Raw genomic sequence first — 22,097 nt, 5'->3', positions numbered from 1 at the left:
AGCATTGAACGAACTCCAGGATCCCACCCAGCGCGACCTTCACGGCAGCGGCGCCGTCACGTTCAGCATGCGCAGTGAGTACGGGGTGCGCTTCATGGTGGCCCTCACCCGCATGGATCACGGCGAGCCCGTCTCGCTGACCGATATTGCCGATCAGGAAGACCTGCCACGCGCCTACCTGGAGCAGATCATTGGTGGCCTGCGCGACGCGGGCCTCATCGATAGCCAGCGTGGGGCACATGGCGGCTACCGCCTCGCTCGACCGGCGAACGAGGTCCGTATGGGTGAGGTCCTTAGGGCGCTTGAGGGCCCCATCGTGCCGATGGCCTGCCTCGCCGCAGCTGGGAGCCCCTGCAATCGCGCCGACAACTGCACCGTAAGCCAGCTCTGGAGCCGCGTGCGCGACTCGGTCAACGAGGCGCTCGACTCCTTCACCCTCGCCGACTTGGCGAAGCCCAGTTCGCCGGTCGCCCTGAGTAGTTCAACCAAACACTGAGAGAGAGAGGAGCCGCACATGAGTGAGAACGCCTATCTGGTCATCAAGGACCTCGTCGTCGCACCTTCAAGCGATCTGAGCAAGCACATCTTGCAGGGGATCTCGCTCACAGTGAAGCCGGGCGAAGTGCACGCGATCATGGGGCCGAACGGCTCTGGCAAGACGACCCTCAGCTACGCGCTAGTGGGACACCCGAGCTACAAGATCATCTCTGGCAGCGTGCTCTGGAAGGGTGAGAACCTGCTCGACTACAGCGCCGACCAGCGCGCGCGACTCGGCCTCTTCTTGGCCTTCCAGTATCCAACCTCGATTCCAGGTCTCTCCGTTGCGAGCTTCTTGCGCACCGCAATGAATGCGCGTCGCTCCGGCTTGGTACGCGATCCTGAGTTCGATCCGTCGGACCCAGTGAAGGGCGGCATGACGATGGGCGAGTTCCGAAAGCTCGTCAAAGAGAAGCTCACACAACTCAAGATGGACGAGGCGTTCATGACGCGCTACGTGAATGATGGATTCTCGGGCGGTGAGAAGAAGCGCCTCGAGATGTTGCAGATGGCGTTGCTGAAGCCAGAGATGGCAATCCTCGACGAGACCGACTCTGGCCTCGACATCGATGCGCTGCGCATCGTTGCCGAAGGGGTGAACACGATGCTCTCACCAGAGCTCGGCGTGTTGGTGATTACGCACTATCAGCGACTGCTCGATTACTTGAAGCCACAGTTTGTGCACGTGCTCGCTCGCGGTCGCATCGTCGTTTCGGGTGGGCCAGATCTCGCGCACCGACTGGAGCGCGAAGGGTACGCGCCGATCCTTGCCGAGAACGGCATCAACCCAACGGCAGAAGAGGCGGCAACGCCGACTGCTGCACCAGCGCCGTCGGCGTAGCGCGGCGGCGAAAGGTTGAAGCGATGAGCATGTGGCATAACGCTGACGGCACGCTAGACCCCGTAAAGGTTCGCGCCGAGTATCCAATCTTTACGTCACAACCTGGCGGCCGACCGCTGCACTATCTCGACAGCGCTGCAACGGGTCAACGCCCGCAGCGCGTTGTTGACGCTGTCTCAAAGTTCCTCTTCACCGCCAATGCGAACCCGCATCGCGGCGCGTACACCCTCGCCCAGATGGCCACTGATGGGTACGAGGCGGCACGTGCGCGCATCGCTGCGTATGTAAATGTGCCAGCGAGCGAGCTGGTAATGCTCGGCAGCGCCACCGAAGCGCTCAACCTCGTCGCGCTGTCGTGGGGCAAAGCGAACCTGCGTCGCGGTGACGTGGTGCTGGTCACTGAGGCCGAGCACCACGCAAATCTCATTCCGTGGCAGCAGATCACGCGCGAGATGGATGCCGACCTAGAGTTCATCCCCGTCGACGACGTGACCGGCGAGATCCTCTGGGATCGCCTCGATTCGTTGATGAAGCTGAAGCCGAAGATGATCGCCCTCGGACACGTTTCGAATGTGCTCGGCTCCATTGCACCGTTGGCCCAGATCGCCGAGGCTGCGCACGCCGTTGGGGCGCTCCTCTGCGTCGACGGTTGCCAGGCGGTCGCGAACATGCCGGTCTCCATTCCAGCAACCGGCGCCGACTTCTACGCCTTTAGCGCCCACAAGATGGGCGGCCTCTTCGCTGGCGGCGGCCTCTGGGCGCGCGCCGACTTGCTCGCCGAGATGGCGCCGATCGAAACCGGCGGCGACATGATCCACAGCGTGCGCCTGCGCGACGCCGACTTCACGACAGGAACCCAACGATTCGAAGCCGGAACCCCCGATGCGTCGGGCGCCGTGGCCCTCGCCGCCGCCTGCGACCTGCTCGACGAGTTCGGCCGCGACAAGATCCACGCGCACGAGGCGCTCATGATCGAGCGGGTGATCCGCGAGCTTCCCGAGGCGCTCCCCGACGCCCGCATCCTTGGGCCGCGCGATGCCAGCCAGCGCGCCGGCCTGGTTGCCTTCTCCAGCGACCTGATCCATGCCCATGACCTTGCTGAGATCCTCGACCGCCGCGGCGTGGCCATTCGAGCTGGCTTCCACTGTGCGCAGCCGCTCCACGAGCAGCTGGAGCTGAGCTCTTCGGCGCGCGTCAGCGTTGCCCCGTACACCACACACGAAGACCTAGACGCACTCTTTGCGGGCCTTCGCGAGGCTCGCAAGGTATTTGAGGGGTAAGCGATGGGCGGCATGGACGATCTCTATCGCGAGCAGATCCTTGAGCATCATCGCCGCCCGCACAACCAGGCGCCCCTCGCCGCACCGAGCGTCAGCCTTGAGGGGCGCAATCCGAACTGCGGCGACGTCATCAACCTGCAACTGCAACTCGATGACACCGGCGTTATCACCGATGTGGCCTTCAGTGGCCGCGGCTGCGCTATTTCGCAGGCGGGCACCTCGCTCATCACCGACGAGCTGCGTAGCAAGCGCATCGACGAGATCTTGGCGCTCGGCAGCCCCTTCGTAATGGAGCTCCTCGGCGTCGAAGTTGGCCCCACGCGCATTCACTGCGCGCTCCTCGGCCTTGAGACTGCACAAAAGGCTATTGCAAGCCTGAGCAGTAAGTAAGACTCGAGCGACCACGGTACGATGGCAGCCATGAGTGCAGCAGAGTTAATTGCATCGGTCGCAGGTGAGCCGTCGATCTGTCGACGCTCGCATGTTCCTGGCCTGCGACCGCTCGCGCGCTAAGCGCCCGCTCCGGTCGATCAGGCTCCATCGGTGCGCGATGCGCCGCCAATCCAACATAGCCTGAGGTACCACACATGTCACAGATGACCGACTCACGAGGATTTCGTTCTGGCGCAGCGCTGAGCGTCGTGCTCCTTCTTGTTGCCACGTATCTCTATCAGCAACCGGCCACCCAGCAACTCGGTGTTGGGCTGCTCGTGGTGATCTCCCTCGCCATGCTGTTGAGCGCCGCCACCGGTTTGCGCGTCAGCCTGCTCGCACTCCCGTTCCGAATCCTGCGTGAACGCGGTGTGATCTCTGCACCGAAGCCAGCCGACCTCCAGCCTGCTCCTGGCCTGCGCCTCGCGCAGGTGCTGGGCGGCACGATGATTCTTGGTGGCGTGATCGTGCAGGCGCTCTTCGCAGCCGAGGTCGTGTCGGTCGTACTGGTAACGATTGTGGCTGCCCTGCAGTCTTTCCTTGCGATCACTGGCATCTGCGTGGCGTGCAAGTTGTACGGCATCGTGGTCTGGTTTGAGAACCGCCGACTGCCAGCTGGGGTCACGAAGATCCCCAAGCAGAAGATCCGCATGCGCTAGGTTCCGAGCGGCGCGCCCGCTCGGTGCGCCACGCGGGTCACGCCGTGCGCTCGGAGGCAATTAAGGGCATCATCCCCTTCTCGCCGATAGGTGAGCTGGACCGGGCATCACCGCCCGCCATAAAGGAGATGCGTCGAACGTGAGCACAGCACGGATTCTCGTCGTCGGCAGCACCATGATGGACCTGATCTCGTACGCCAAGGTCATCCCCAATGCGGGTGAGACCCTGGTCGGTGATCGCTTTCAGATGGGCTTCGGCGGGAAGGGTGCCAACCAGGCGGTGCAGGCGGCACGCTTCGGCGCCCCTGTTGCCATGGTCAACGCCGTCGGTGACGACGCGTATGGCGCCTCGCATCTGGCGAACTTTGTGCGCGAGGGGATCGACACGCGCTGGATGCGCACCGTTCCTGGCTCCAGCGGCGTCGCGCCGATCTGGGTCGACGCGAACGGGATCAATCGCATCATCATCGTCCCCGGCGCCAACAACGAGACCGACCCCGCCGTCGCTGAGGCGGCCGTTCGCGACTTCAAGCCAACCATCGTCGTCGGCCAGTTCGAGATTCCGCAGGCGACCACGCTCGCCGCCTTCCGCGCGGCACGTGCTGCGGGGATCACCACCCTGCTCAACCCAGCCCCCGCCGCACCCATCGACCCTGAGCTCCTCGCCCTCTCCGACTGGCTCGCCCCCAACGAGATGGAGTTCACCACCCTCTTCGGCGGCTCGGCGATTGGCGACGGTGCCGACGAGCGGATCCTTGCCGCCGCAGCGAAGAGTGGCGTCAACCTGCTGGTCACGCTCGGTGGACACGGCGCCGCCATCGCCCAGCGCGGCCAGCCGATTCAGCGTGTAAGTGCGCCGAAGGTGACCGTGGTCGACACGACCGGAGCGGGCGACTCGTTCCTCGGCGCCTTCTCGTTCGGTCTCGCCAGTGGCCTCACGCTGGTGCGCGCGGTGGAACTTGCCGTAGCCTGCGCCTCACAGAGCGTGCAGAAGCCAGGAACGCAGAGCAGCTACCTATCGAAGGAAGAGGCGGCGAAACTCGCCGCACCATATCTAGCGGGAGGGGCACACTGATGGCAGCAAGAGAGGACGACGGCCGCAAGCACCATATCGGCATCAAGCAGGGCGAGGTCGGCCGCTACGTGCTGCTCCCGGGTGACCCCGATCGCGTTGAGGTCATCGCCAGCCGCTTCGACAACCCGAAGTTCCTGATGCGCCGCCGCGAATACACCACCTGGACGGGTGAGCTCGACGGCGTCCCTGTCGCCTGCACCTCCACCGGAATCGGCTGCCCCTCCACGGCGATCGCCGTTGAGGAGCTCGCCGACATTGGCGTCGACACCTTCATTCGCGTCGGCACCTCGGGCTCCATGCAGCATCACATCAAGCCGGGCTCGGTTGGGATCATTAGTGGCGCAATTCGCGACGAAGGCACCAGCCGCCACTACCTACCGATGGAGTTCCCATCGGTCGCCGATCTCGACATCACCCTCGCCTTACGCGAGGCGGCGAAGGAGAGCGGCTTCCCTTGGTACGTTGGCATCGCCCAGTCGAAGGATTCGTTCTACGGCCAGCACAACCCAGAGCGCATGCCGATCGCCGAAGATCTGCAGCGCCGCTGGAAGGCGTGGATGGCGGGCGGCGCGATCTGCTCGGAGATGGAGGCGGCAACACTCTTCATCGTTGCGGCAACACTGCGCGTGCGCGCAGGCGGCGCAATGTTGATTCTCGGCAACCCAGATCAGCGCCCAATGACAGAGGCAGAGCTTGCCGACTCATCGATTGATCGCGTGATTGATACGTCGATCGCGGGCCTGCGTAAGCTCATTGCGGCGGATCGCGCCGCCGGCCGCATCAAGTAGCGCTCGCGCGCATGCCGCAACAGAAGCTCATCCTCGATGTCGACACGGGCATCGATGATGCGATGGCGCTCCTCTACGCACTCGCATCACCCGATGCCGACCTGCTCGTTGCAACCTGTGCACCAGGGAACGTCAACCTTGAAGCTGTCGTGCGCAACACACGCGGTGTGCTCGACGTTGCGGGCGCGTCACACATTGACGTGATCGCCGGCGCCCGCACGCCGCTCGTGAAAGCGCTGGTCACCACACCAGAGACGCACGGGCCAACCGGTCTCGGCTACGCCGTGCTTCCCGCGCCGTCGCGTGCACTCAGTACACCCTCACCCGATGGCATGAACGCCGCCGCCGCGCGCATCGTTGCGGAGGTGCGTCGCCATCCTGGCGCCGTGACGATCATCGGCTGCGCGCCGGCCACCAACATTGCCGCCGCCTTCCGACTTGACTCCGAGCTACCTGCACTCCTGCACGACGTTGTATTGATGACTGGTGCGGTATCAACGCCAGGGAACACCGGTGCGCGCAGTGAGTGGAACGCCTGGTGCGACCCCGAGGCGCTCGACGAGGTCATTCGTGCCTGTGCTGCAGCGGGCCGACCGGCGCTGATCCTGCCACTTGATGCCACCGAGTCGGCGCTCATTCGACCACCGCACTGGGCGGCACTCGTTGCCGCAGCCGGCCGTGCTGGTGCACAGCGCGGCGACACCACACTCAATCCGGTCTTACGCCTGATTGACGAGGCGCTGCGCTTCTACGACGAGTTCCACCTGCAATACGACAAGATCGAGGGGTCGCATATTCACGACGCCTTCACCGTGGCGGTGGCGCTCGATGCAGCGCTCGCGACCATCGTCAGTGCGCCGAGCGCCGTTGAGACACGCGAGGGGATTACGCAGGGCGACCTTCTCGTGGATGTGCGGGGCCGCACCAACACCCCGGCGAACAGCCGCGTCGCCATTGCCGGCGACGGCGAGGCCTTCCTTCAGCGCTTTGCGGAGCGGGTCGGGCGCCTCTCGGCGCGCTGAGCTCCAAGCAGGATCGGGAGCACCATCAGGAGCACCAGCGGGATCAAGATCAGACGCGCCTCGGAGGCTCCGAAGGCATCGATCGCAATGCCGCCCGCTGCAGAGCCGGCTGAAATTCCAAAGACCACACCTCCGCCGATGAGGGCGAACGCGCCGCTTCGTGCCGCCCCGCCAGCGCGCTCTGTGATCACCGCGTTCTGCTGAATAAACATCGGGGCGATGCCGAATCCGGCAATTGTGGTGACGATCAGATACGGAAGGTAGCCGCTAACAAGGGCGGTCGGAATAGTCGCGAGCGCGAAAATGATTGCCGCAACAGCGAAGCGCCGCTCCGCCGACCAGCGCCAATCAGCTTTAGAGCCGATCAGGATCGCGCCCACCAGACTCGCCCCAGAGTTGAGGCCGAGCGCAAGAGCGATACCGGCGGCGGCGCCGACCGCTGCGCAGTATGCGAGGAGGAGCACTTGGCTTGCGCCGAGAATCGCACCAATCGCCGCTGCACTAAGCATGAGCAGCCCGTTTGCGTGTATCTCACCGCGCATTCCTGCCGCATCACGCTCATGCAGCGCTGGCTCCCACGATCGCTGGGAGATCACCATGAGCGTCCCGATCACGAAGAAAAGCGCCGCCGCTGCAACGGGCCCCCAAACAAATCCTTGCACGATGAGAAGTGAGGCGAGTGGCGGCCCGATTAAAAAGTTTGCCTCATCATTCACCGACTCTAGCGCCATCGCGCGAATGCGAAGCGGCGCAGTGTGCACAACAGAGGTCCAGCGAGCGCGAATGATGGAGCCCATTCCTGGAGTGGCTGCGCCAAAGAGCGCCGAGGCGGCAATAAGAAGCAGTGCGTTTGGGGATAAGATCGCGACCGCCGAGATCAGCACAGCGCCAGCCACCATCACGGCAGAGGCGCGTAAGAGCATCGGTCGGTGTCCACGCTCATCTGCAGCGCGACCAATCAAGGTTGCACCAACAGCGTTCGCGATGGAGAAGGCACCCGCAGCTGCGCCACCAACAGCATACGATCCAAACGGACCGCTTCCAATCGCAATCAGGCCAATCGGCACCATTGAGACTGGTGACCGCGCTATGAGTCCGCCAATGGTTGTGACTACAGCACCAGGTCGCGACAACACATCGGCAAAGGGAAGCGTGCGCGACTGAGCGCTACTGCGAGATTGAACCACGGCTAGTACATGATCGTTCGCGTGAGGTGGTGCGGATAGTGCGTCGCGTGATAGGTCTTCCAGAGCCGGTAGTCGACCTCCGGAATCAGCAGCTGCTTGTCTGCTGGTCGTCGCGCGTTCACCTCGTCGGTGAGGAGCGCTGTTGCATAGATGCTGTGCGCGCGAATCTCAATCTCTTCAAGTGAATCGCGCGGGATCAGCTCGCCAGCCATGATCCGCTTCTCAAGTGACGCCTCGTATTCAAAGATCCCCATGGTGCGCATTGCGACCGGCACGATGTAGTCGGCAAACGCCGTGCACATCTCTGGATCCTTCAGCACCGTGCGGCCGAGTGGGGCGAGTCCGCGGTGGAGCCCCCAGAGCCCGAGCTGCGACAGTTTCTGAATCTGGATCTTGTGCCCCTTCCAGTCGCTCACATCATCAAAGCGCGGGAACTCGGTAACGAGTCGTTCGAGCAGGCCGTCGCCACCCGCGTAGAGGGCGGGCGCACAGGAGGCAACCCAGCGGTGCCACTTGCCGTCGTACCTCTCGGTGAGGGCGGCGCCAACCGTATTGAGTGCCACGACTCGCTCATCGAGCATCGGCATCTCGTTGTCGCCACGGAAGAGCTCCTCAAGGTCGCGGCGGGTTACCCCGGCTGCCCACTGGCCGGTGAGGATCGGCTGCCCCGCCAGGATCGCCTTATGCAGGCAGGCGAACATCGCCTCGCTGTCGGAGTAGCGGACCCCGTTATAGGTGACCTCAAACTTCTTGGAGGTGGCGAAGTCGGTGAAGGCGAAGTTCAGGATGGTGATGAGCATCGTGAGGTCGATGTTCTTGTCGGGGTCGGGGCCAATGTCGAAGGGGCCCTTCGCCGCTGGGGCGGTGGAACGGAAGTCGGGGAACTCCTCGGCGGCCATCCACGTGGCCACCCGCTGGACCTCCCCCTCATTCGTTGTAACAAACCCAGAACCCTGAACAACGGGGGTTAGGGAGCTCAGAATCGGGTTCGACCACCACTTCCCACGCATGGATGCCTCCTCATATGGCCCGACCGGCCCGTGATCCCGTAGGGGGAGACCATACCCCGAAGCCACCTCACACCGGCCCTAGGGGCTGGTGCGCCTGACGCATCAGGGGCTTGACAGAAGGTTAAGGGAGCATAACCTGCGCCCAACGGCGGGTTGCCGTTTGGTTGTAAGGCCAAGGGTGGCGTTGTCACCCAAGGCGAAACAGGTCGGCTCTCTCAGTGGGGACCGACGAAAGGGAGGAACAGAGATGTCAGGAGCAGCAGCGGCACGCGCCGCCCAGCGAATCCCGCTCTCGTATGTTGCGGTCCTTGTGCCAGTAATGGCGGCCCTCAACATTGTTGGCGGATTCATCATTGGAATCGTGAAGGTGCCGATCTTCCTCGACATGATCGGGACCATGGTCGTAGCCGTCGCGCTCGGACCATGGTGGGGCGCCCTCACCGGAATCATCACGAATACCGCTGGTTCGTTGGTTAACGGACCCGTCGGCATTCCATTCGCCCTCTGCAACGTCGTTGGCGCCCTCGTTTGGGGCTACGGCATTCGCAGCTTCGGTCTCGGCAAGTCGCTCCCCGGCCTAATCGTCGTCGGTGCAATTTGCGGAATTGCCGTTCAGGCGATGGCCGCTCCAATCATTACGTTCGTCTTCGGCGGTGCCACCGGGCACTCGTCGGATGCGCTCGTCGCAGCCATTAGCGCTGCCGGCTTGGGCACCCTTCAGGCTTCGTTCCTCGGCGGCCTTCCAGGCTCGTTCGCGGACAAGCTCATCGCAACGTTCGTTGGCTTGGCAATTCTTCAGGCGCTTCCGTCCGGCCTCACCGCTGGCGTTGGCCTCCCGAAGACTGACCAGACAGGCGTGCTCAAGTACGTCTTCATCGGTCTTGCCGTTGGTATCGCCTTCTTGCTGATCGCAATTCAGCAAGCCGGCGCTGCAGCTTAAGGAGGATCACCATGGCTAAGGATTCAGGTGGCGCAACCGTCGGGCCTCGAGAGGCCGCAGCGGTTGGCGTTCTCGCAATGGGCGTGTTCATTCTCGTGCTTCCGTTCGCAGTCGGAAGCATCAAGATTGACGCTCCCGATCAGGCATTTCCAACGCTGGCAGCAATGAATGTGCTGGCGGGTCTCTTCACGCTCGGCGCGGGCGTAGCAGTCATTCGCGCGAAGGACTGAGTTAACGCACCGTCGCGCATCGATGCGTGACAGCCGCCCGGTCGCACCGCATAGTGCGATCGGGCGGTTCTCTTGACTACCAGCCCACTACGATGGGCAGAGCAGAGAGGGAGGATCCATTGCCTGGAGATGTCGTCGTAAAGATTGAGAACCTGAGCTTCACCTATTCAAGCGGCGAACGACCGGCGCTCAGCAACATCAATCTAGAGATTACGCGCGGCGAGTATCTCGGCATCATGGGCCTGAACGGCGCCGGAAAAACCACCCTCGGCCTCTCCATTAACGGCATTGTGCCCCAGAGCACGATGGGCATCTATGAGGGGCAGGTCACTGTTGAAGGACTCGATACCTCAACCACACCAGTCCGTGAAATGGCGCGCACCGTTGGCATCGTCTTCGATAATCCTGAATTTCAGATGAGCCAAGTCAGCGCAGCCGAAGAGGTTGCGCTTGGGCTTGAAAACCTCGGTGTGCCGAACGAGGAGATGCCACCACGAGTAAGCGCTGCGCTCACTACGGTCGGTCTTGCCGGCTTTGAGGAGCGCTCGCCGATGGGACTCTCGGGTGGACAGCAGCAGCGCCTCGCAATTGCTTCGGTGCTTGCGATGCAACCCAAGATCCTCTTTATGGACGAGCCAACCTCAAACCTTGACCCAATCGGGAAAGAGGAGGTTTTTGAACTCGCACGTAAGTTGAACCGTGAAGAGGGTCTTACCGTCATCGTTGCGGAGCACGAATCTGAAGTCTTAGCCGCCTATGCCGATCGTATCGTGGTGCTCCATGAAGGGAAAATCCTCATGATCGGCACGCCAACCGAAGTGTTCTCTCGTGGTGATGAGCTTGCCAAGATCGGCATTCGCGTGCCGCAGGCGACCGACCTGGCAATCGCCCTCTCAAAGTCTGGCGCAAAGAATCTGCCGGTCACGACCGGCGAGGCAATTAAATGGTTGGAGGCCCGCGGATGAGCAGCCCAATGATCAAGGTGACTGACGCGCGCTACGTTTATGCAAACGGTGCTGTGCTTGCACTTGATGGCGTCAGCCTGGAGATTCCCGAGGGGCAGTCGGTCGGCATCGTGGGCCAGAATGGCTCTGGAAAGACCACGCTAACCAAGCTGCTCAACGGGCTACTTAAGCCGGTCTCGGGGAGCATTGTGGTTGACGGTAAGGACACGGCGAAAAATACCGTGCAGCAGATGTCCTCGATCGTCGGTTATGTCTTCCAGAACCCGAATCACCAGCTCTTCGCTACGAACGTCCGCGCCGAGCTAGCCTTCGGCCCAACAAATCTGGGGCTGCCGCCGGATGAGGTGGCGCGTCGAGTGGATGAGGCGCTCGTCTTCTTCGACATTAAGCAGTACGCCGAGATGCACCCCTACCGCCTGAGCTTCCCGCTGCGCAAGTTGGTTGGGATCGCCTCGGTCTTCACGATGGGCCCGAAGGTATTCGTGCTCGACGAGCCCACCACCGGCCAAGACCATCAGACCACCAAGGTGATCAATGACCTGATTCGCCGGTTGACGAAGCAGGGTTCAACCGTAGTCTGCGTCTCACACGATATGCCGCTCCTGGCTGATGTGAGTGAGCGCATGATCGTGATGTGGAACGCCAAGGTGATCGCCGACGGCACTGCGCGCGAGGTATTCGGGGATACCGAAGTCATGACCCGCACCCACATTGTGCCGCCACAGATCACGCAGATCTCGTTGCAACTCAAGAGTCGCAAGGGGAAGCCTGTCGCGCTGAGTGTTGATGAGCTCGCCAAAGAGCTCGGCAAGAGGGGAGCCGCCTGATGTACGGACCGAGTGTCTCAGTTAGCCATGTTCGTGGAACTTCGTGGATGCACCGCCTTGACCCAGTAGCAAAATTCGCATGGTTGATCCCAGCGGGCATCTTCTGCTTCACGACCTACCAGCCCCTGCCGCTCTTCGGGCTGCTACTTTTCGGCTTGGCGGTTGCGGTGAGTTCGAAGACCATCAAGCCACTACTCCGCGTAATGGTACTGTTCACGCCGATCACCGCCTCCATCATCGTGATTCAAGGCTTATCGCCGGTACTCTGTGGCTCAACGTGCACGCAAGAACTGTTCTTTGGTCCGCTTAAGATCTACGGCGAAGGACTCTCGCATGCGATCTCGCTCATGCTGCGCGTCGCCTCATTCCAAGTTCTCGCTTTTGCGCTTATTCTTTCAACGCACCCATCAGACCTTTTTGCCTCGCTTGCACGCATGCGTGTTCCCTACCTTATTAACTTCATGATCTCAATGACACTGCAGCTCGTACCAGTTTTGCAGCGTGAGGTCCAGCTGGTGCTTGCGGCACAACGTTCGCGCGGCATGAAGGGAACAGGCTTCGGATCAATTATTCCTTCGTTCGTACCGGTTGCGGCCGGTGCGGTTGAGCGAGTCCAGCAACTTGCGATCAGCCTTGAGTCGCGTGCCTTCGGCTCGAAGGGTGTCAAAACATCCTATCGCCGTGTGCCTAGTGGGCCGTTCGATCTATTTGTCGCCCTTCTCGGGATCGTGGTCATGATGGGCTTAACAATCTATGGCGTGCAGAACTGGGGGCAGTCGGCGTCAACGCCGCTCGTGTTCGCGCCAATCGTTGCCATGTTGATGTTTACGTTTGGCATCATCGTCTTTTTCGGTGTTTTCGTCGTGGCCATCCGCGCGATGGTTAGCTCGTAGCGCCACATGGCAATCTTTGAGCCAGACGGCACCGTTCACCACCTTGGCCTAAAAAAAGGCGACGTTGGGCGCTATGTGCTGCTGCCGGGAGACCCAGGGCGCGTTGAGGTAATTGCCCGCCGATTTGATAACCCGCGGTTTGTGGCACAGAAGCGTGAGTACACCACCTGGGTCGGCGAGCTTGATGGCGTGCCCGTTGCCTGTACCTCAACTGGTATTGGCTGCCCATCAACGGCGATCGCCGCCGAAGAGCTGCACGCCATTGGCGCCGACACCTTCATTCGCGTGGGGACCTCGGGCGGCATGCAGCCCGATATGCAGACCGGCGACCTGGCGGTGATCAGTGGCGCCATTCGCGATGAGGGGACGAGCAGTCACTACCTGCCGATGGAGTTCCCCGCGGTCGCCGATCTTGATGTGGTGTTGGCGATGCGTGATGCGGCGCGCGAGCGCAAGGTGCGTCACCGCGTTGGTGTGGCGCAGTCGAAAGATTCCTTCTACGGAGAGGTCGAGCCAGGGCGCATGCCGGTGGCCGACGATCTCGCGCGCCGCTGGAAGGCCTGGGTTGGCGGCGGCGCGATCAGCTCCGAGATGGAGTCCGCAACCCTCTTCATCGTTGCGGCAACCCTGCGCGCACGCGCGGGCGGCATCATGGTCTGCGCAGGGAGCCCCTCCATGACGCACGAAGAGTCGCAGGCCTCGATGAAGAACTTCTCCATTGATCCGGTGATCGACACGGCTGTACACGGCCTGCGCCTCCTGATCGCCCGAGACCGCGCCGCTGGGGCGTAACCCCATGGCCGATTCGGGGCTCCTCTTCGACCCAACCGACCCAGCCACCGCGCTCGATCCCTTCCCCTCCTATGCCCGGCTGCGGGAGCACGGCCCTGTCTGGCACTCGCCGCAGAGCGGGATCCACTTCATTACCCACCACGCCGACGTGCATGCCGCCTGGCGTGACAAGCGCCTCGGCTCCAACTTCTCGCAGCGCTACACCCCCGAAGAGTTCATTCGCGACAAGGCTGACCTGCAGCCGTGGCGCGACGACCGCTACCCCGACTTCAAGGCCTTCGAGCGCTGGGACATGATCGCCCTCGAGCCGCCCGACCACACCAAGTTGCGTCGCCTGGTCACGACCGCCTTCACCCCACGCTCCACCGAGGCGCAGCGCGAGCCGGCGAGCCGCCTCATCAGTGAGCGCATTGCCGCCGCACGGGAGCGGGGCAGCCTCGATCTGGTGCAGGATCTCGCCGAGCCACTCTCGCTCACGATCATCTGTGAGCTGATCGGCGTCCCCGAGCCCGACCGCATGCGCATCCTGGCCCTCTCCCACGACGTGGTCTCAATGTATGAGCCGGCGCCGTCTGACGCGGTGAAGGACCATGCCAACCTCGCCGTGCGTGAATTTTCCGCCTACGTTGCCGACCTCATTCGGGCTCGCCGACGTCAACCGGCCGACGACCTGCTCTCCGGCCTCATCGATGCAACCGTTGATGGCGAACACCTGAGCGACGAGCAGGTGATCTCCACCGTGATGGTGCTCCTGATGGCCGGCCACGAGGCGTCGGTGAATGCCGCCTCTAATGGTGTCGCGGCCTTCGCGGCGAATCCAGATCAGTGGCAGCTGTTGCGTGCCGGAACGGTGCCGATGAAGAGTGCGATCGAAGAGATCTTGCGCTGGGATCCGCCGTTGCAATTCTTTCAGCGCTGGGTCCTCGACGAGGGTTTTGAGGTGCGTGGCGTGCAGATCCCACGCGGCTCAAAGGTGGGCCTCATGATCGGCTCCTCGAACCGCGACCCCGAGAAGTACGAGAACCCCGACACTTTCAGCATCGCGCGTGGCGAGACATCACACCTCTCGTTCGGTGGCGGGATCCACTTCTGCATCGGCGCGCCGCTGGCCCGCCTGGAACTCGAGCTCCTCTTCGGCGCGTTGGCGGAGGCGCTCCCCGAGATCACGCTCCTTCCGGGCGCAGTGCGCCGCCCCGGCTTCCAATTCCGCGGCTATGTGAACCTGCCGATCGCCGCCCCCAGCTCCGCACGCTAACCCCGCTATCCTGATCGCATGACCACCCCACGACGCCACGCCATCACCCTCATCCCTGGCGACGGGGTCGGCCCCGAGGTCGCCCTCGCCACGAAGCGCGTCCTCGATGCCGCCGCCGCAACGGCGGGCGTGGTCTTCGACTGGGAGGAGACCGAGGCTGGTGCCGAGGTCTTCAAGAAGGGCGACACTTCTGGCGTGCCGAAGGCAACGCGTGACAGCATCGAGCGCACGCGCGTCGCACTGAAGGGGCCACTCGAGACGCCGGTCGGCTTCGGCGAAAAGAGTGCCAACGTCACGCTGCGCAAACTCTTTGAAACGTACGCCAACGTTCGCCCTGCGCGTGAACTCCCCGGCGTGCCAACGCGCTACAAGGGTGAAGGGATCAACATGGTCATCGTGCGCGAGAACGTTGAAGACCTCTACGCCGGCATCGAACATCTGCAGACGCATGACGTGGCGCAGGCGGTCAAGCTGATCAGCCGCACGGGATCCGAGAAGATCATTCGCTTCGCCTATGAGCTTGCATTGCGCGAAGGTCGACATAAGGTCACCACTGCGAGCAAGGCGAACATTCTGAAGTTCACCGAAGGACTCTTCAAGCAGATCGGTGGTGATCTCAGCAAAGAGTATCCGTCACTAGAGGCGAATCATTTGATCATTGACAACGTTGCGCACCAGATGGTGAAAGACCCAGCGCAGTTTGATGTGGTGGTGGCCACAAACCTGCACGGCGACATCATCAGCGACCTCGCCTCTGGGCTTGTTGGCGGACTCGGCTTCGCGTCGAGTGCCAACTACGGAGACGGCGTGGCAATCTTCGAGGCGGTGCACGGCTCTGCGCCGAAGTACGCCGGCAAGAATGTGATCAACCCAACCGCGCTGATCCTCTCTTCGACGATGATGTTGCGCCACCTGGGCGAAACCGATCTTGCTGATGTTGTCGAGGACGCTGTTCTTGCAACGCTCGAGGCCGGCAAGGCGCTGCCACAAGACGTGGTGCGCCAGCAGGGCGGCGATGTTGAAGCGGCGACGAGCACCAGCGGTTTCGCCGATGCGGTGATCGAGAGCCTAGGTTCACGCCCAACGACTGTTCCTGCCGCCGCGAGTCGCCCACGTCCCATTGATGTGAAGCCGCATGCGCGCTGGACCAGTGGCGAGGCGCGCGAACGTGAAGTCGGCGTGGCGCGTGTGGTCGGCCTCGACCTCTTCTTGCAGTCGCTGATGTCGCCAGCGGAACTTGGCGCCAAGCTCTCCGCCCTCGCCGGGCAGGAGCTCACCTTGAAGATGATCGAGAGCAAGGGGACGGTCGTGTGGCCGAATGCTGCCCCGGCATTCGATCCGACCGGACTCTTCCGTGCGCGCTACCTGGCACGCGCCGATGGCTCCGACCTACCTGACGAGATGCTCCTCGCCCTCGCTGCTCGCGTGGCGGGCGTTGCACCGTGGGTGCACCTTGAGAAGCTCCGTGTGTGGGGTAGCGAAGAGGGATTCACCCGCGCCCAAGGCGAGTAGCCAGTGACCGCTCGTAGCTCGGGTCAAACCAATAAAGGGGGACGCATGCAGTTTCTAGCCTTGGCCTTCTTCATCTTTGCCGCTGGTGTCGGCTCATCGGTGCAGTCGATCGTGAATGCCGAACTCGGGCGCCGCACCGATCCGGTGAGCGCCGCCGTTGTCTCGTTCATCGGCGGCCTTGCGGTGCTGCTCGTTGTGGCGCTGTTGAGCGGCAAGCTGCAGCTTGTTGAGGCCACAAGGGTGCCACCACTCCTGCTGACCGGAGGCCTCTTCGGCGCGCTGATCGTGACCGGATTTGCCACCACCGTGCCGGTGCTCGGCGTGACCGAGGCGACCCTGATCTACATCCTCGGCTCTCTCGGCGCCGCACTCGCGATTGATGGGTTCGGCCTCCTTGGCGCCGCAGCCATCCCTGTGACCGCCACGCGCATCCTCGGCATCGCTCTGGCGGTTGTCGGCTTCCTGCTCGCTCGACGATGAGCAACGAGCGCCAACGCATCATTCGCCCCGATCAGATCGACGGCGCTGAGGCGCTGCCACACGCACTCCCAGGCGCGCACGAGGAGGCGCCGGACGCAGGTGATTTGATGCGCGGCGTGCTCGTTGATGAGCGCTACGAGCCAGGGATGATCAAGCTCGATCGCCAGCCTGTGCCAATCGCCGACGACGGTCTCCCCGCATACGTTCCAGAGACTGACCCAACGCCACTGCGCGGCGGCTACATTTATCTCAGCGTTGTTGCACTCATCTGCGGCACGATTGTGATTAGCGCACTGAACCTTGGCGCAAAGTGGAGCGATGGCATCGTCAAGGTGCCGCTCCTGATTGGCTCAATCCCACTCTTTGTCACCATGGCTGAGGCGGCGCTGCGCATCGCGCGCTCCGTTGTTGCCTGGTGGCCGATCAGCCGCGGGCGTGCACTCTTTCGCGCCGGGTGGGTGCTGATGATCGCCGCCTTGGCGTTAATCGTGCTCGCCGCAATCTGGGTGGCGCTGAACGCCTAGCGCCGACGCGACGCGCTTAGCTTGCGAGGCCCGCGATCAGGTGGTCAATCGAACTGCGCAAGAACTCTTCTACACGCTGCCCCGCCATTACGGCGAGCATCGGATCAAGCTCCGTTGAGGTTCGCCACGAGGCGTTGCTGCTCGTTGCGCTCGCCTCGGTGAGATCAATGAGGGCAACGACAATCGCATGACCGCCAATGTCGGGGCGCACTTTTAGTCGTAGATGCAGTCGGGTCACGCCGCCGCTGAGTACCTCAACAGTGCGACGAACAGAGATGGCGGCCTCAATCGGAATGCCGGCAACCTGTGTCGCGAGACGGCCCTCTATGTGCTCTGCATCGATGCGATGCAGACCATCGCATCCAGGAATTAGTTTTGCAATGAGTTCTGGGCTGTCGCTCGCGGCGACGAGGTGCGCTACCGACTTTTCGAGCAACGCCTGGCCAACGATCTCACTCATCGGCGGCTCAGTAGAGCGTCACAACGTCAGGTGGAATTTCAAGATCAAAGGCACTGGCAGGAATAGAGGCATCCGCCTCAAACGCGGTGCAGAGCGCACTGCGCACCAGATGCGTACCGCGGAACTCTTCTACACCAAGCAAGAGGCCGGTGAGTCGATCGAAGGTGACGCGGAAGCGGAAGTCGGCGCGATCGCCTTCAAGAGCAACGGCGCGTGGGGCTGCCGCCTCAATGGTGAGTGCGACACGTCCAACGAGGCGTGTCTCGTGCACGGCACCGAGCACCGCACCTGCGAGGACGCTGCTGCAGAACGAACCAGGGCGAACGAAGCTGGTCGCCCAACCTTTGCCGGGGAGCGGACCCATGTTGGTCGGCACGCGCGAGCTTTGCGGTAGGCCACTGTCGTCGAGGCCTGTTGGCGCCGCGCGATGCGGTCGGCGCGTGGTGGTTTTCGTGACTGCGTTGTAGCTGCGTACGTTGGCGCCGTCGGTGACCCACACGTCGTAGCCGCCCTGCGGATGCACCGTGGTGACGCGGGCTAGGGGCCGATCAATGAGGAGTTCAACCGATCCGAGGCTCTCGCCCGCGGCTGTCACCGCGCGCTCCTCAATACGGAGGCGCAGGGTGCTGAAGCGGCGCTCTGCCCCACCGGCGAAGTCGAAGAGCTCGGCCGCCGTGGGGAGCCCAGGGGTGAGGCTGGTCGCGATCGGGGGGAGGGCGGGGGCGATGGGTACGAGGGTCTCGCTCATGGCCCCATCCTAGCCGAGGGGCGGGCGTAGACTGAGCGCATGAGCAGTAGCGCACCACTCTCCCAGAGCAGCACCCCGGGCCGCCCCCTAAAGGAGGCCTGGATCGTTGAGGCGCTGCGCACCCCCTTCGGTCGCTACGGCGGCGCGCTCGCTGGCGTTCGCCCCGACGACCTTGCCGCTACCGTCCTCGAGGCGCTCGTTGCCCGCAGCGGCATCAACGCCGCCGACATCGATGATGTGATCTTGGGCTGCGCCAACCAGGCCGGCGAAGACAATCGTAACGTGGCGCGCATGGCGCTCCTTGTTGCCGGCTACCCCGTTGAGGTGCCAGGGCAAACGGTGAATCGACTCTGTGGCTCCGGCTTGCAGGCGCTCGCCGCAGCGGCGAACGCCATTGCCGTTGGCGATGCTGAGGTGGTGGTGGCAGGCGGCGTAGAGAGCATGAGCCGTGCACCGCTCGTCACCCTGAAGCCTGAGAGTGGCCTTGAGCGCGGCAATCGTGAGCTCGTCGACACCACCATCGGTTGGCGCTTTGTGAATCCGCGACTCCATGCCAAGTATCCAGCGATCTCACTTGGCGAAACGGCGGAGCGCGTCGCCGACCAGTGGCACGTCACCCGTGAGGCGCAAGACGAACTCGCCCTCGCATCACAGCAGCGCGCCGCAGCCGCCGCCGCGAGCGGCATCTTTGCAGAAGAGATCGTGCCCGTCTCCATCCCACAGCGCTCCGGCGCGCCGATCGTTGTTGATCGCGATGAGCATCCGCGACCCGATAGCAGTGCCGCCGCACTCGCAAAGCTGAAGCCCGCCTTCGCCGCCGATGGCACCGTGACCGCAGGCAACGCCTCTGGCATCAATGATGGCGCTGCCGCACTCCTCGTTGTGGAGTCGGAGCGCGCGCGAGTCCTCGGCTTGAAGCCGTACGCCCGCATCGTTGCAACGGCGGTTGCCGGCGTGGATCCGTCGGTGATGGGCGCGGGGCCGATCCCAGCGATTCGCAAACTGCTAGAGCGCACCGGGCTCACCGTCGCCGACATCGACCGCGTGGAGCTCAATGAGGCGTTCGCCAGCCAGGCGGTCGCCTGTATCACCGAGCTTGGGCTCGACCCGGCGAAGACCAATGTGCACGGCGGCGCCATCGCCCTCGGGCACCCCCTCGGCGCCTCTGGAGCACGAATGGCCACGACCCTGGTCCGCGAGCTCCGCCGCAGCGGTGGTCGCTACGGGATCGCCGCCATGTGCGTGGGGGTAGGCCAGGGGATCGCCATGCTGGTTGAGCGCGTAGAGGCGTAGGCGCGCTAGAATCTAGGTCGGAGTAGCGGCAGATGCCGAAGGAGGAGCGATGTTGAACCAGGAGCCACAGGTCGCCAACGAGGCGCCAGCCGGAGCACCCGTTCTCGCCCTCACCGACACCGCCGCCGCCAAGGTTGTTGAGCTCGCCAAGGGCGAGACGAATCCCCTGATCGGCCTGCGCGTCTATATCGTTTCGGGCGGCTGCAGCGGCTATCGCTACGGCATGATGCTCGACGATGTTGAGAATCCAGGCGACAGCGTCTTCGTGGCGAACGGCGTGCGCGTCTACGTTGACGAGAAGGCCGTGCCGCTAATTCAAGGCTCAACCGTTGACTACGTTGACGCGATGATGGGCGCCGGCTTCGTCGTGGAGAATCCGAACTCTGTTGGCGGCTGCGGCTGCGGCTCCAGCTTCCGCACGGCGGATTCGGCGGGACAGGCCTCGGCCTGCAGCCACTGACCTGGAGCAGAACGGCGACGCGCCGAAACTGATCCCGCTCTTCCCGCTACAACTCGTTCTCTTCCCCGGCGTTGCCCTACCGCTGCATATCTTTGAACCGCGTTATCGCCTGATGGTGAAGCGCTGCCTTGAGCTCAACCAGCCGTTCGGGGTGATTCGTTCCGGAAACGACGGCCTCTCTGAGATCGGCACCCTCGCTGAGATTCGCGAGGCGACGCGCTACATCGATGGGCGCTGGGACATCGTGGGGCTCGGCACGCAGCGCTTCCGCGTTACGAACTTTGATCGCAGTGCCCCATACCTACAGGCCGAGGTCGAACTCCTCGACGAGGCGGTGGGCGAATCGGCTGAGCGCGTGCGCGCCACTGCGGAGCGTGTCTCCGATCTCTTCATCGACTATCTCGAGCTGCTGCGCGGCGTTGATGAGCACGACCATGACGACGACGGCGACGAAGAGGAGGAGGAGGGCGAATACATCGAGGACGGCGAGGTAACCCCTGAAGCCATTGACGACGCGCTGGAAGAGGAGCAGGGTACGGCGCTCAGCCAAGAGGTGGTCGCCGAGATTGAGCGTCTCCTTGTGGCGTCGAACGCCGCCGCTGGGCCGGCCAAGATCACCGAGTACAGCGCGGGCGACGATGAGTCTCCCGACGAGGAGGGCGATCCTGATGGCGAACTGCTTGCCACGGCCATCGACCGCCTCTCGGGGAGCGACGATCCGGTTGGCCTCTCGCACGTGGTTGGCGGTGTTGTGCAGCTGAGCCTTGAGCAGCGCCAGGCGCTCCTCGAAGCCCCTGATGCGCTGGCGCGCCTCACCCTGCTCGCCGCACATCTTGATCGCGAGAATCTGCTCCTCGCCGAGGGGATTCGACCGTGGCAGGCCGACCCCGCCGCGCTTTCAGAACGCCGCAACTAGCGCGCACTCACAGCAGATACGATGGGCGCATGAGCCCAATCCGCCGCATGTGGATCGACACCGATACCGCCTCTGACGACGTCGTGGCGATCGTCATGGCACTAAAGCATCCGAACACCGAAGTCGTTGGCATGTCGGTTGTGATCGGCAACGTTCCAGTGGAGCTCGGCGTGCAAAACGCCCTCTACACGGCTGAACTGTGCGGCAAGAGCATTCCCGTACATGCCGGTGCTGAGATGCCGCTCGTGCGGGCGTTTGCCACTGCGCAGCATGTGCACGGCGCCGACGGCATGGGTGACATCGGACTACCGCTGAAGGGCCGCAAAGCAACAAGTCGGGACGGAGTCCACGCAATGATCGACGCATTCCGCAAAGAGCCAGGCGAGCTCGAGCTCGTTGCACTTGGGCCGCTCACGAATCTCGCCCTCGCCATTCGCATTGAGCCAAAGTTCGCTAGCTGGGTGAAGCGCTGCGTGATCATGGGTGGCACGGGCGTACTCCCTGGCAACATCACGCCGCTCGCCGAATTCAACTGGTGGGTCGATCCCGAATCGGTCCACATCGTGTTCGAGTCCGGCATGAAGGTGGAGATGGTCGGCTGGGATGTCTCTGTGGCCGACGCCGTCATTGAAGATGATCTCGCCGCAGAGCTGCGCTCGCTCGGACCACTCGGCCAGTACAGCATCGACATTCAGCGTGTGCTGCGAAAGTTCTGCGAAGAGTCGTCAAAGCTGAAGGGCTTCGACTGGCCAGATCCAATTGCGATGGCTGTGGCGCTCGAGCCTGATATCGCGAGTAGCGAAGCGCATCTTCGTGTTGAGGTGTCGCTCGGCCTTGGGCACGAGCGCGGACAAACCATCGTTGATCACCTGGGCAACACGAAGCGCGAGCCGAACTGCCGGGTGGTCTACCGTGTTGATCGCGAGCGATTTATCGAGATGACCCGAAAGGCGTTCCGCGCCTAGCCTCTC

26 protein-coding genes are annotated in these 22,097 nt (G+C 63.1%); 22 read left to right on the top strand and 4 right to left on the bottom strand.

Annotation, left to right across the window (positions count from 1 at the left end):
• The first annotated feature begins 4 nt into the window (after positions 1-4).
• The 8 genes from AC3LB0_RS03945 to AC3LB0_RS03910 all read left to right on the top strand — a co-directional run bounded on the left by AC3LB0_RS03945 (position 5) and on the right by AC3LB0_RS03910 (position 6,634).
• Complete coding sequence (locus tag AC3LB0_RS03945; RefSeq protein WP_488649865.1) at positions 5-496, top strand: RrF2 family transcriptional regulator; 492 nt, start codon at positions 5-7, stop codon at positions 494-496.
• An 18-nt stretch (positions 497-514) separates the two neighbouring features.
• Positions 515-1,378 (top strand): Fe-S cluster assembly ATPase SufC, encoded by an 864-nt coding sequence (gene sufC, locus AC3LB0_RS03940; protein WP_488649864.1) that lies wholly within the window; start codon positions 515-517, stop codon positions 1,376-1,378.
• A gap of 23 nt (positions 1,379-1,401) precedes the next feature.
• Positions 1,402-2,658: an aminotransferase class V-fold PLP-dependent enzyme gene (locus tag AC3LB0_RS03935; protein ID WP_488649863.1), complete on the top strand. Its 1,257-nt coding sequence runs from the start codon at positions 1,402-1,404 to the stop codon at positions 2,656-2,658.
• A 3-nt stretch (positions 2,659-2,661) separates the two neighbouring features.
• Positions 2,662-3,048 carry an iron-sulfur cluster assembly scaffold protein gene (locus tag AC3LB0_RS03930; protein WP_488649862.1) on the top strand — a complete coding sequence of 129 codons (387 nt, stop codon included), beginning with the start codon at positions 2,662-2,664 and terminating at the stop codon, positions 3,046-3,048.
• Positions 3,049-3,245: 197 nt separating this feature from the next.
• Positions 3,246-3,749: a DUF4395 family protein gene (locus AC3LB0_RS03925; protein WP_488649861.1), complete on the top strand. Its 504-nt coding sequence runs from the start codon at positions 3,246-3,248 to the stop codon at positions 3,747-3,749.
• 139 nt (positions 3,750-3,888) lie between these two features.
• Positions 3,889-4,824 carry a ribokinase gene (locus AC3LB0_RS03920; protein WP_488649860.1) on the top strand — a complete coding sequence of 312 codons (936 nt, stop codon included), beginning with the start codon at positions 3,889-3,891 and terminating at the stop codon, positions 4,822-4,824.
• Positions 4,824-5,612 (top strand): nucleoside phosphorylase, encoded by a 789-nt coding sequence (locus AC3LB0_RS03915; RefSeq protein ID WP_488649859.1) that lies wholly within the window; start codon positions 4,824-4,826, stop codon positions 5,610-5,612. The genes AC3LB0_RS03920 and AC3LB0_RS03915 overlap by 1 nt, the downstream gene beginning before the upstream one ends.
• An 11-nt stretch (positions 5,613-5,623) precedes the next feature.
• Positions 5,624-6,634 (top strand): nucleoside hydrolase, encoded by a 1,011-nt coding sequence (locus AC3LB0_RS03910; protein WP_488649858.1) that lies wholly within the window; start codon positions 5,624-5,626, stop codon positions 6,632-6,634.
• On the opposite strand, the gene AC3LB0_RS03905 is transcribed toward AC3LB0_RS03910, so the two are convergent.
• On the bottom strand, positions 6,592-7,770 hold the full coding sequence (locus AC3LB0_RS03905) for an MFS transporter (protein ID WP_488649857.1): 1,179 nt from the start codon (positions 7,768-7,770) through the stop codon (positions 6,592-6,594). The two genes, AC3LB0_RS03910 and AC3LB0_RS03905, sit on opposite strands and share 43 nt — an antisense overlap.
• 53 nt (positions 7,771-7,823) lie before the next feature.
• Entirely contained in the window at positions 7,824-8,831 is a 1,008-nt protein-coding gene (locus AC3LB0_RS03900) for a queuosine salvage family protein (protein WP_488649856.1), read from the bottom strand.
• A gap of 247 nt (positions 8,832-9,078) precedes the next feature.
• Between AC3LB0_RS03900 and AC3LB0_RS03895 the strand changes: the two genes are divergently transcribed.
• From AC3LB0_RS03895 to AC3LB0_RS03850, 10 genes are all read left to right on the top strand, one after another.
• Positions 9,079-9,771: a hypothetical protein gene (locus AC3LB0_RS03895; RefSeq protein WP_488649855.1), complete on the top strand. Its 693-nt coding sequence runs from the start codon at positions 9,079-9,081 to the stop codon at positions 9,769-9,771.
• 11 nt (positions 9,772-9,782) lie between these two features.
• Positions 9,783-10,001: a hypothetical protein gene (locus tag AC3LB0_RS03890; protein ID WP_488649854.1), complete on the top strand. Its 219-nt coding sequence runs from the start codon at positions 9,783-9,785 to the stop codon at positions 9,999-10,001.
• 119 nt (positions 10,002-10,120) lie between these two features.
• Positions 10,121-10,966 carry an ATP-binding cassette domain-containing protein gene (locus tag AC3LB0_RS03885; RefSeq protein ID WP_488649853.1) on the top strand — a complete coding sequence of 282 codons (846 nt, stop codon included), beginning with the start codon at positions 10,121-10,123 and terminating at the stop codon, positions 10,964-10,966.
• Positions 10,963-11,793, top strand: a complete 831-nt coding sequence (locus AC3LB0_RS03880) for an energy-coupling factor ABC transporter ATP-binding protein (RefSeq protein WP_488649852.1) — start codon at positions 10,963-10,965, stop codon at positions 11,791-11,793. Before AC3LB0_RS03885 ends, AC3LB0_RS03880 begins: the two co-directional genes overlap by 4 nt.
• On the top strand, positions 11,793-12,686 hold the full coding sequence (locus tag AC3LB0_RS03875) for an energy-coupling factor transporter transmembrane component T family protein (protein WP_488649851.1): 894 nt from the start codon (positions 11,793-11,795) through the stop codon (positions 12,684-12,686). Before AC3LB0_RS03880 ends, AC3LB0_RS03875 begins: the two co-directional genes overlap by 1 nt.
• Before the next feature lie 6 nt (positions 12,687-12,692).
• Positions 12,693-13,478 carry a nucleoside phosphorylase gene (locus tag AC3LB0_RS03870; RefSeq protein WP_488649850.1) on the top strand — a complete coding sequence of 262 codons (786 nt, stop codon included), beginning with the start codon at positions 12,693-12,695 and terminating at the stop codon, positions 13,476-13,478.
• A 4-nt stretch (positions 13,479-13,482) separates the two neighbouring features.
• Positions 13,483-14,733 carry a cytochrome P450 gene (locus AC3LB0_RS03865; RefSeq protein WP_488649849.1) on the top strand — a complete coding sequence of 417 codons (1,251 nt, stop codon included), beginning with the start codon at positions 13,483-13,485 and terminating at the stop codon, positions 14,731-14,733.
• An 18-nt stretch (positions 14,734-14,751) separates the two neighbouring features.
• The gene (locus AC3LB0_RS03860; protein WP_488649848.1) at positions 14,752-16,245 is read left to right on the top strand and encodes an NADP-dependent isocitrate dehydrogenase; all 1,494 of its coding nucleotides are present in this window, start codon (positions 14,752-14,754) and stop codon (positions 16,243-16,245) included.
• A 45-nt stretch (positions 16,246-16,290) separates the two neighbouring features.
• Entirely contained in the window at positions 16,291-16,725 is a 435-nt protein-coding gene (locus AC3LB0_RS03855) for a DMT family transporter (protein ID WP_488649847.1), read from the top strand.
• On the top strand, positions 16,722-17,249 hold the full coding sequence (locus tag AC3LB0_RS03850) for a hypothetical protein (protein ID WP_488649846.1): 528 nt from the start codon (positions 16,722-16,724) through the stop codon (positions 17,247-17,249). Before AC3LB0_RS03855 ends, AC3LB0_RS03850 begins: the two co-directional genes overlap by 4 nt.
• A 16-nt stretch (positions 17,250-17,265) precedes the next feature.
• On the opposite strand, the gene AC3LB0_RS03845 is transcribed toward AC3LB0_RS03850, so the two are convergent.
• Positions 17,266-17,709, bottom strand: coding sequence for an SRPBCC domain-containing protein (locus AC3LB0_RS03845; RefSeq protein WP_488649845.1), 444 nt, complete (start codon positions 17,707-17,709; stop codon positions 17,266-17,268).
• Positions 17,710-17,716: 7 nt separating this feature from the next.
• Positions 17,717-18,457, bottom strand: coding sequence for a hypothetical protein (locus AC3LB0_RS03840; RefSeq protein WP_488649844.1), 741 nt, complete (start codon positions 18,455-18,457; stop codon positions 17,717-17,719).
• A 39-nt stretch (positions 18,458-18,496) separates the two neighbouring features.
• On the opposite strand from AC3LB0_RS03840, the gene AC3LB0_RS03835 reads away from it, so the two are divergent.
• From AC3LB0_RS03835 to AC3LB0_RS03820, 4 genes are read left to right on the top strand one after another with little or no spacing between them, the layout of a single operon-like run.
• Positions 18,497-19,750 carry an acetyl-CoA C-acyltransferase gene (locus AC3LB0_RS03835; protein ID WP_488649843.1) on the top strand — a complete coding sequence of 418 codons (1,254 nt, stop codon included), beginning with the start codon at positions 18,497-18,499 and terminating at the stop codon, positions 19,748-19,750.
• Between the two features lie 49 nt (positions 19,751-19,799).
• A complete protein-coding gene (locus tag AC3LB0_RS03830; protein ID WP_488649842.1) occupies positions 19,800-20,210 on the top strand; it encodes a HesB/IscA family protein in 411 nt (136 codons plus the stop codon).
• Positions 20,137-21,126: an LON peptidase substrate-binding domain-containing protein gene (locus tag AC3LB0_RS03825; RefSeq protein WP_488649841.1), complete on the top strand. Its 990-nt coding sequence runs from the start codon at positions 20,137-20,139 to the stop codon at positions 21,124-21,126. The genes AC3LB0_RS03830 and AC3LB0_RS03825 overlap by 74 nt, the downstream gene beginning before the upstream one ends.
• A 29-nt stretch (positions 21,127-21,155) precedes the next feature.
• On the top strand, positions 21,156-22,091 hold the full coding sequence (locus tag AC3LB0_RS03820; RefSeq protein WP_488649840.1) for a nucleoside hydrolase: 936 nt from the start codon (positions 21,156-21,158) through the stop codon (positions 22,089-22,091).
• Positions 22,092-22,097: the final 6 nt, after the last annotated feature.

Origin of the sequence: Candidatus Limnocylindrus sp. (assembly GCF_040397235.1) — a bacterium.
GTDB lineage: Bacteria > Chloroflexota > Limnocylindria > Limnocylindrales > Limnocylindraceae > Limnocylindrus.
The sequence above is the reverse complement of the archived record's forward strand: the minus strand, read 5'-3'. Positions and strand labels throughout refer to the sequence as shown.

Coding starts and splice junctions, on each gene's coding strand:
- sufC (WP_488649864.1), top strand. CDS start 515: ATGAGTGAGAACGCCTATCTGGTCATCAAGGACCTCGTCGTCGCACCT.
- AC3LB0_RS03935 (WP_488649863.1), top strand. CDS start 1,402: ATGAGCATGTGGCATAACGCTGACGGCACGCTAGACCCCGTAAAGGTT.
- AC3LB0_RS03930 (WP_488649862.1), top strand. CDS start 2,662: ATGGGCGGCATGGACGATCTCTATCGCGAGCAGATCCTTGAGCATCAT.
- AC3LB0_RS03925 (WP_488649861.1), top strand. CDS start 3,246: ATGTCACAGATGACCGACTCACGAGGATTTCGTTCTGGCGCAGCGCTG.
- AC3LB0_RS03915 (WP_488649859.1), top strand. CDS start 4,824: ATGGCAGCAAGAGAGGACGACGGCCGCAAGCACCATATCGGCATCAAG.
- AC3LB0_RS03910 (WP_488649858.1), top strand. CDS start 5,624: ATGCCGCAACAGAAGCTCATCCTCGATGTCGACACGGGCATCGATGAT.
- AC3LB0_RS03900 (WP_488649856.1), bottom strand. CDS start 8,831: ATGCGTGGGAAGTGGTGGTCGAACCCGATTCTGAGCTCCCTAACCCCC.
- AC3LB0_RS03895 (WP_488649855.1), top strand. CDS start 9,079: ATGTCAGGAGCAGCAGCGGCACGCGCCGCCCAGCGAATCCCGCTCTCG.
- AC3LB0_RS03890 (WP_488649854.1), top strand. CDS start 9,783: ATGGCTAAGGATTCAGGTGGCGCAACCGTCGGGCCTCGAGAGGCCGCA.
- AC3LB0_RS03880 (WP_488649852.1), top strand. CDS start 10,963: ATGAGCAGCCCAATGATCAAGGTGACTGACGCGCGCTACGTTTATGCA.
- AC3LB0_RS03875 (WP_488649851.1), top strand. CDS start 11,793: ATGTACGGACCGAGTGTCTCAGTTAGCCATGTTCGTGGAACTTCGTGG.
- AC3LB0_RS03870 (WP_488649850.1), top strand. CDS start 12,693: ATGGCAATCTTTGAGCCAGACGGCACCGTTCACCACCTTGGCCTAAAA.
- AC3LB0_RS03865 (WP_488649849.1), top strand. CDS start 13,483: ATGGCCGATTCGGGGCTCCTCTTCGACCCAACCGACCCAGCCACCGCG.
- AC3LB0_RS03860 (WP_488649848.1), top strand. CDS start 14,752: ATGACCACCCCACGACGCCACGCCATCACCCTCATCCCTGGCGACGGG.
- AC3LB0_RS03855 (WP_488649847.1), top strand. CDS start 16,291: ATGCAGTTTCTAGCCTTGGCCTTCTTCATCTTTGCCGCTGGTGTCGGC.
- AC3LB0_RS03850 (WP_488649846.1), top strand. CDS start 16,722: ATGAGCAACGAGCGCCAACGCATCATTCGCCCCGATCAGATCGACGGC.
- AC3LB0_RS03845 (WP_488649845.1), bottom strand. CDS start 17,709: ATGAGTGAGATCGTTGGCCAGGCGTTGCTCGAAAAGTCGGTAGCGCAC.
- AC3LB0_RS03840 (WP_488649844.1), bottom strand. CDS start 18,457: ATGAGCGAGACCCTCGTACCCATCGCCCCCGCCCTCCCCCCGATCGCG.
- AC3LB0_RS03835 (WP_488649843.1), top strand. CDS start 18,497: ATGAGCAGTAGCGCACCACTCTCCCAGAGCAGCACCCCGGGCCGCCCC.
- AC3LB0_RS03830 (WP_488649842.1), top strand. CDS start 19,800: ATGTTGAACCAGGAGCCACAGGTCGCCAACGAGGCGCCAGCCGGAGCA.
- AC3LB0_RS03820 (WP_488649840.1), top strand. CDS start 21,156: ATGAGCCCAATCCGCCGCATGTGGATCGACACCGATACCGCCTCTGAC.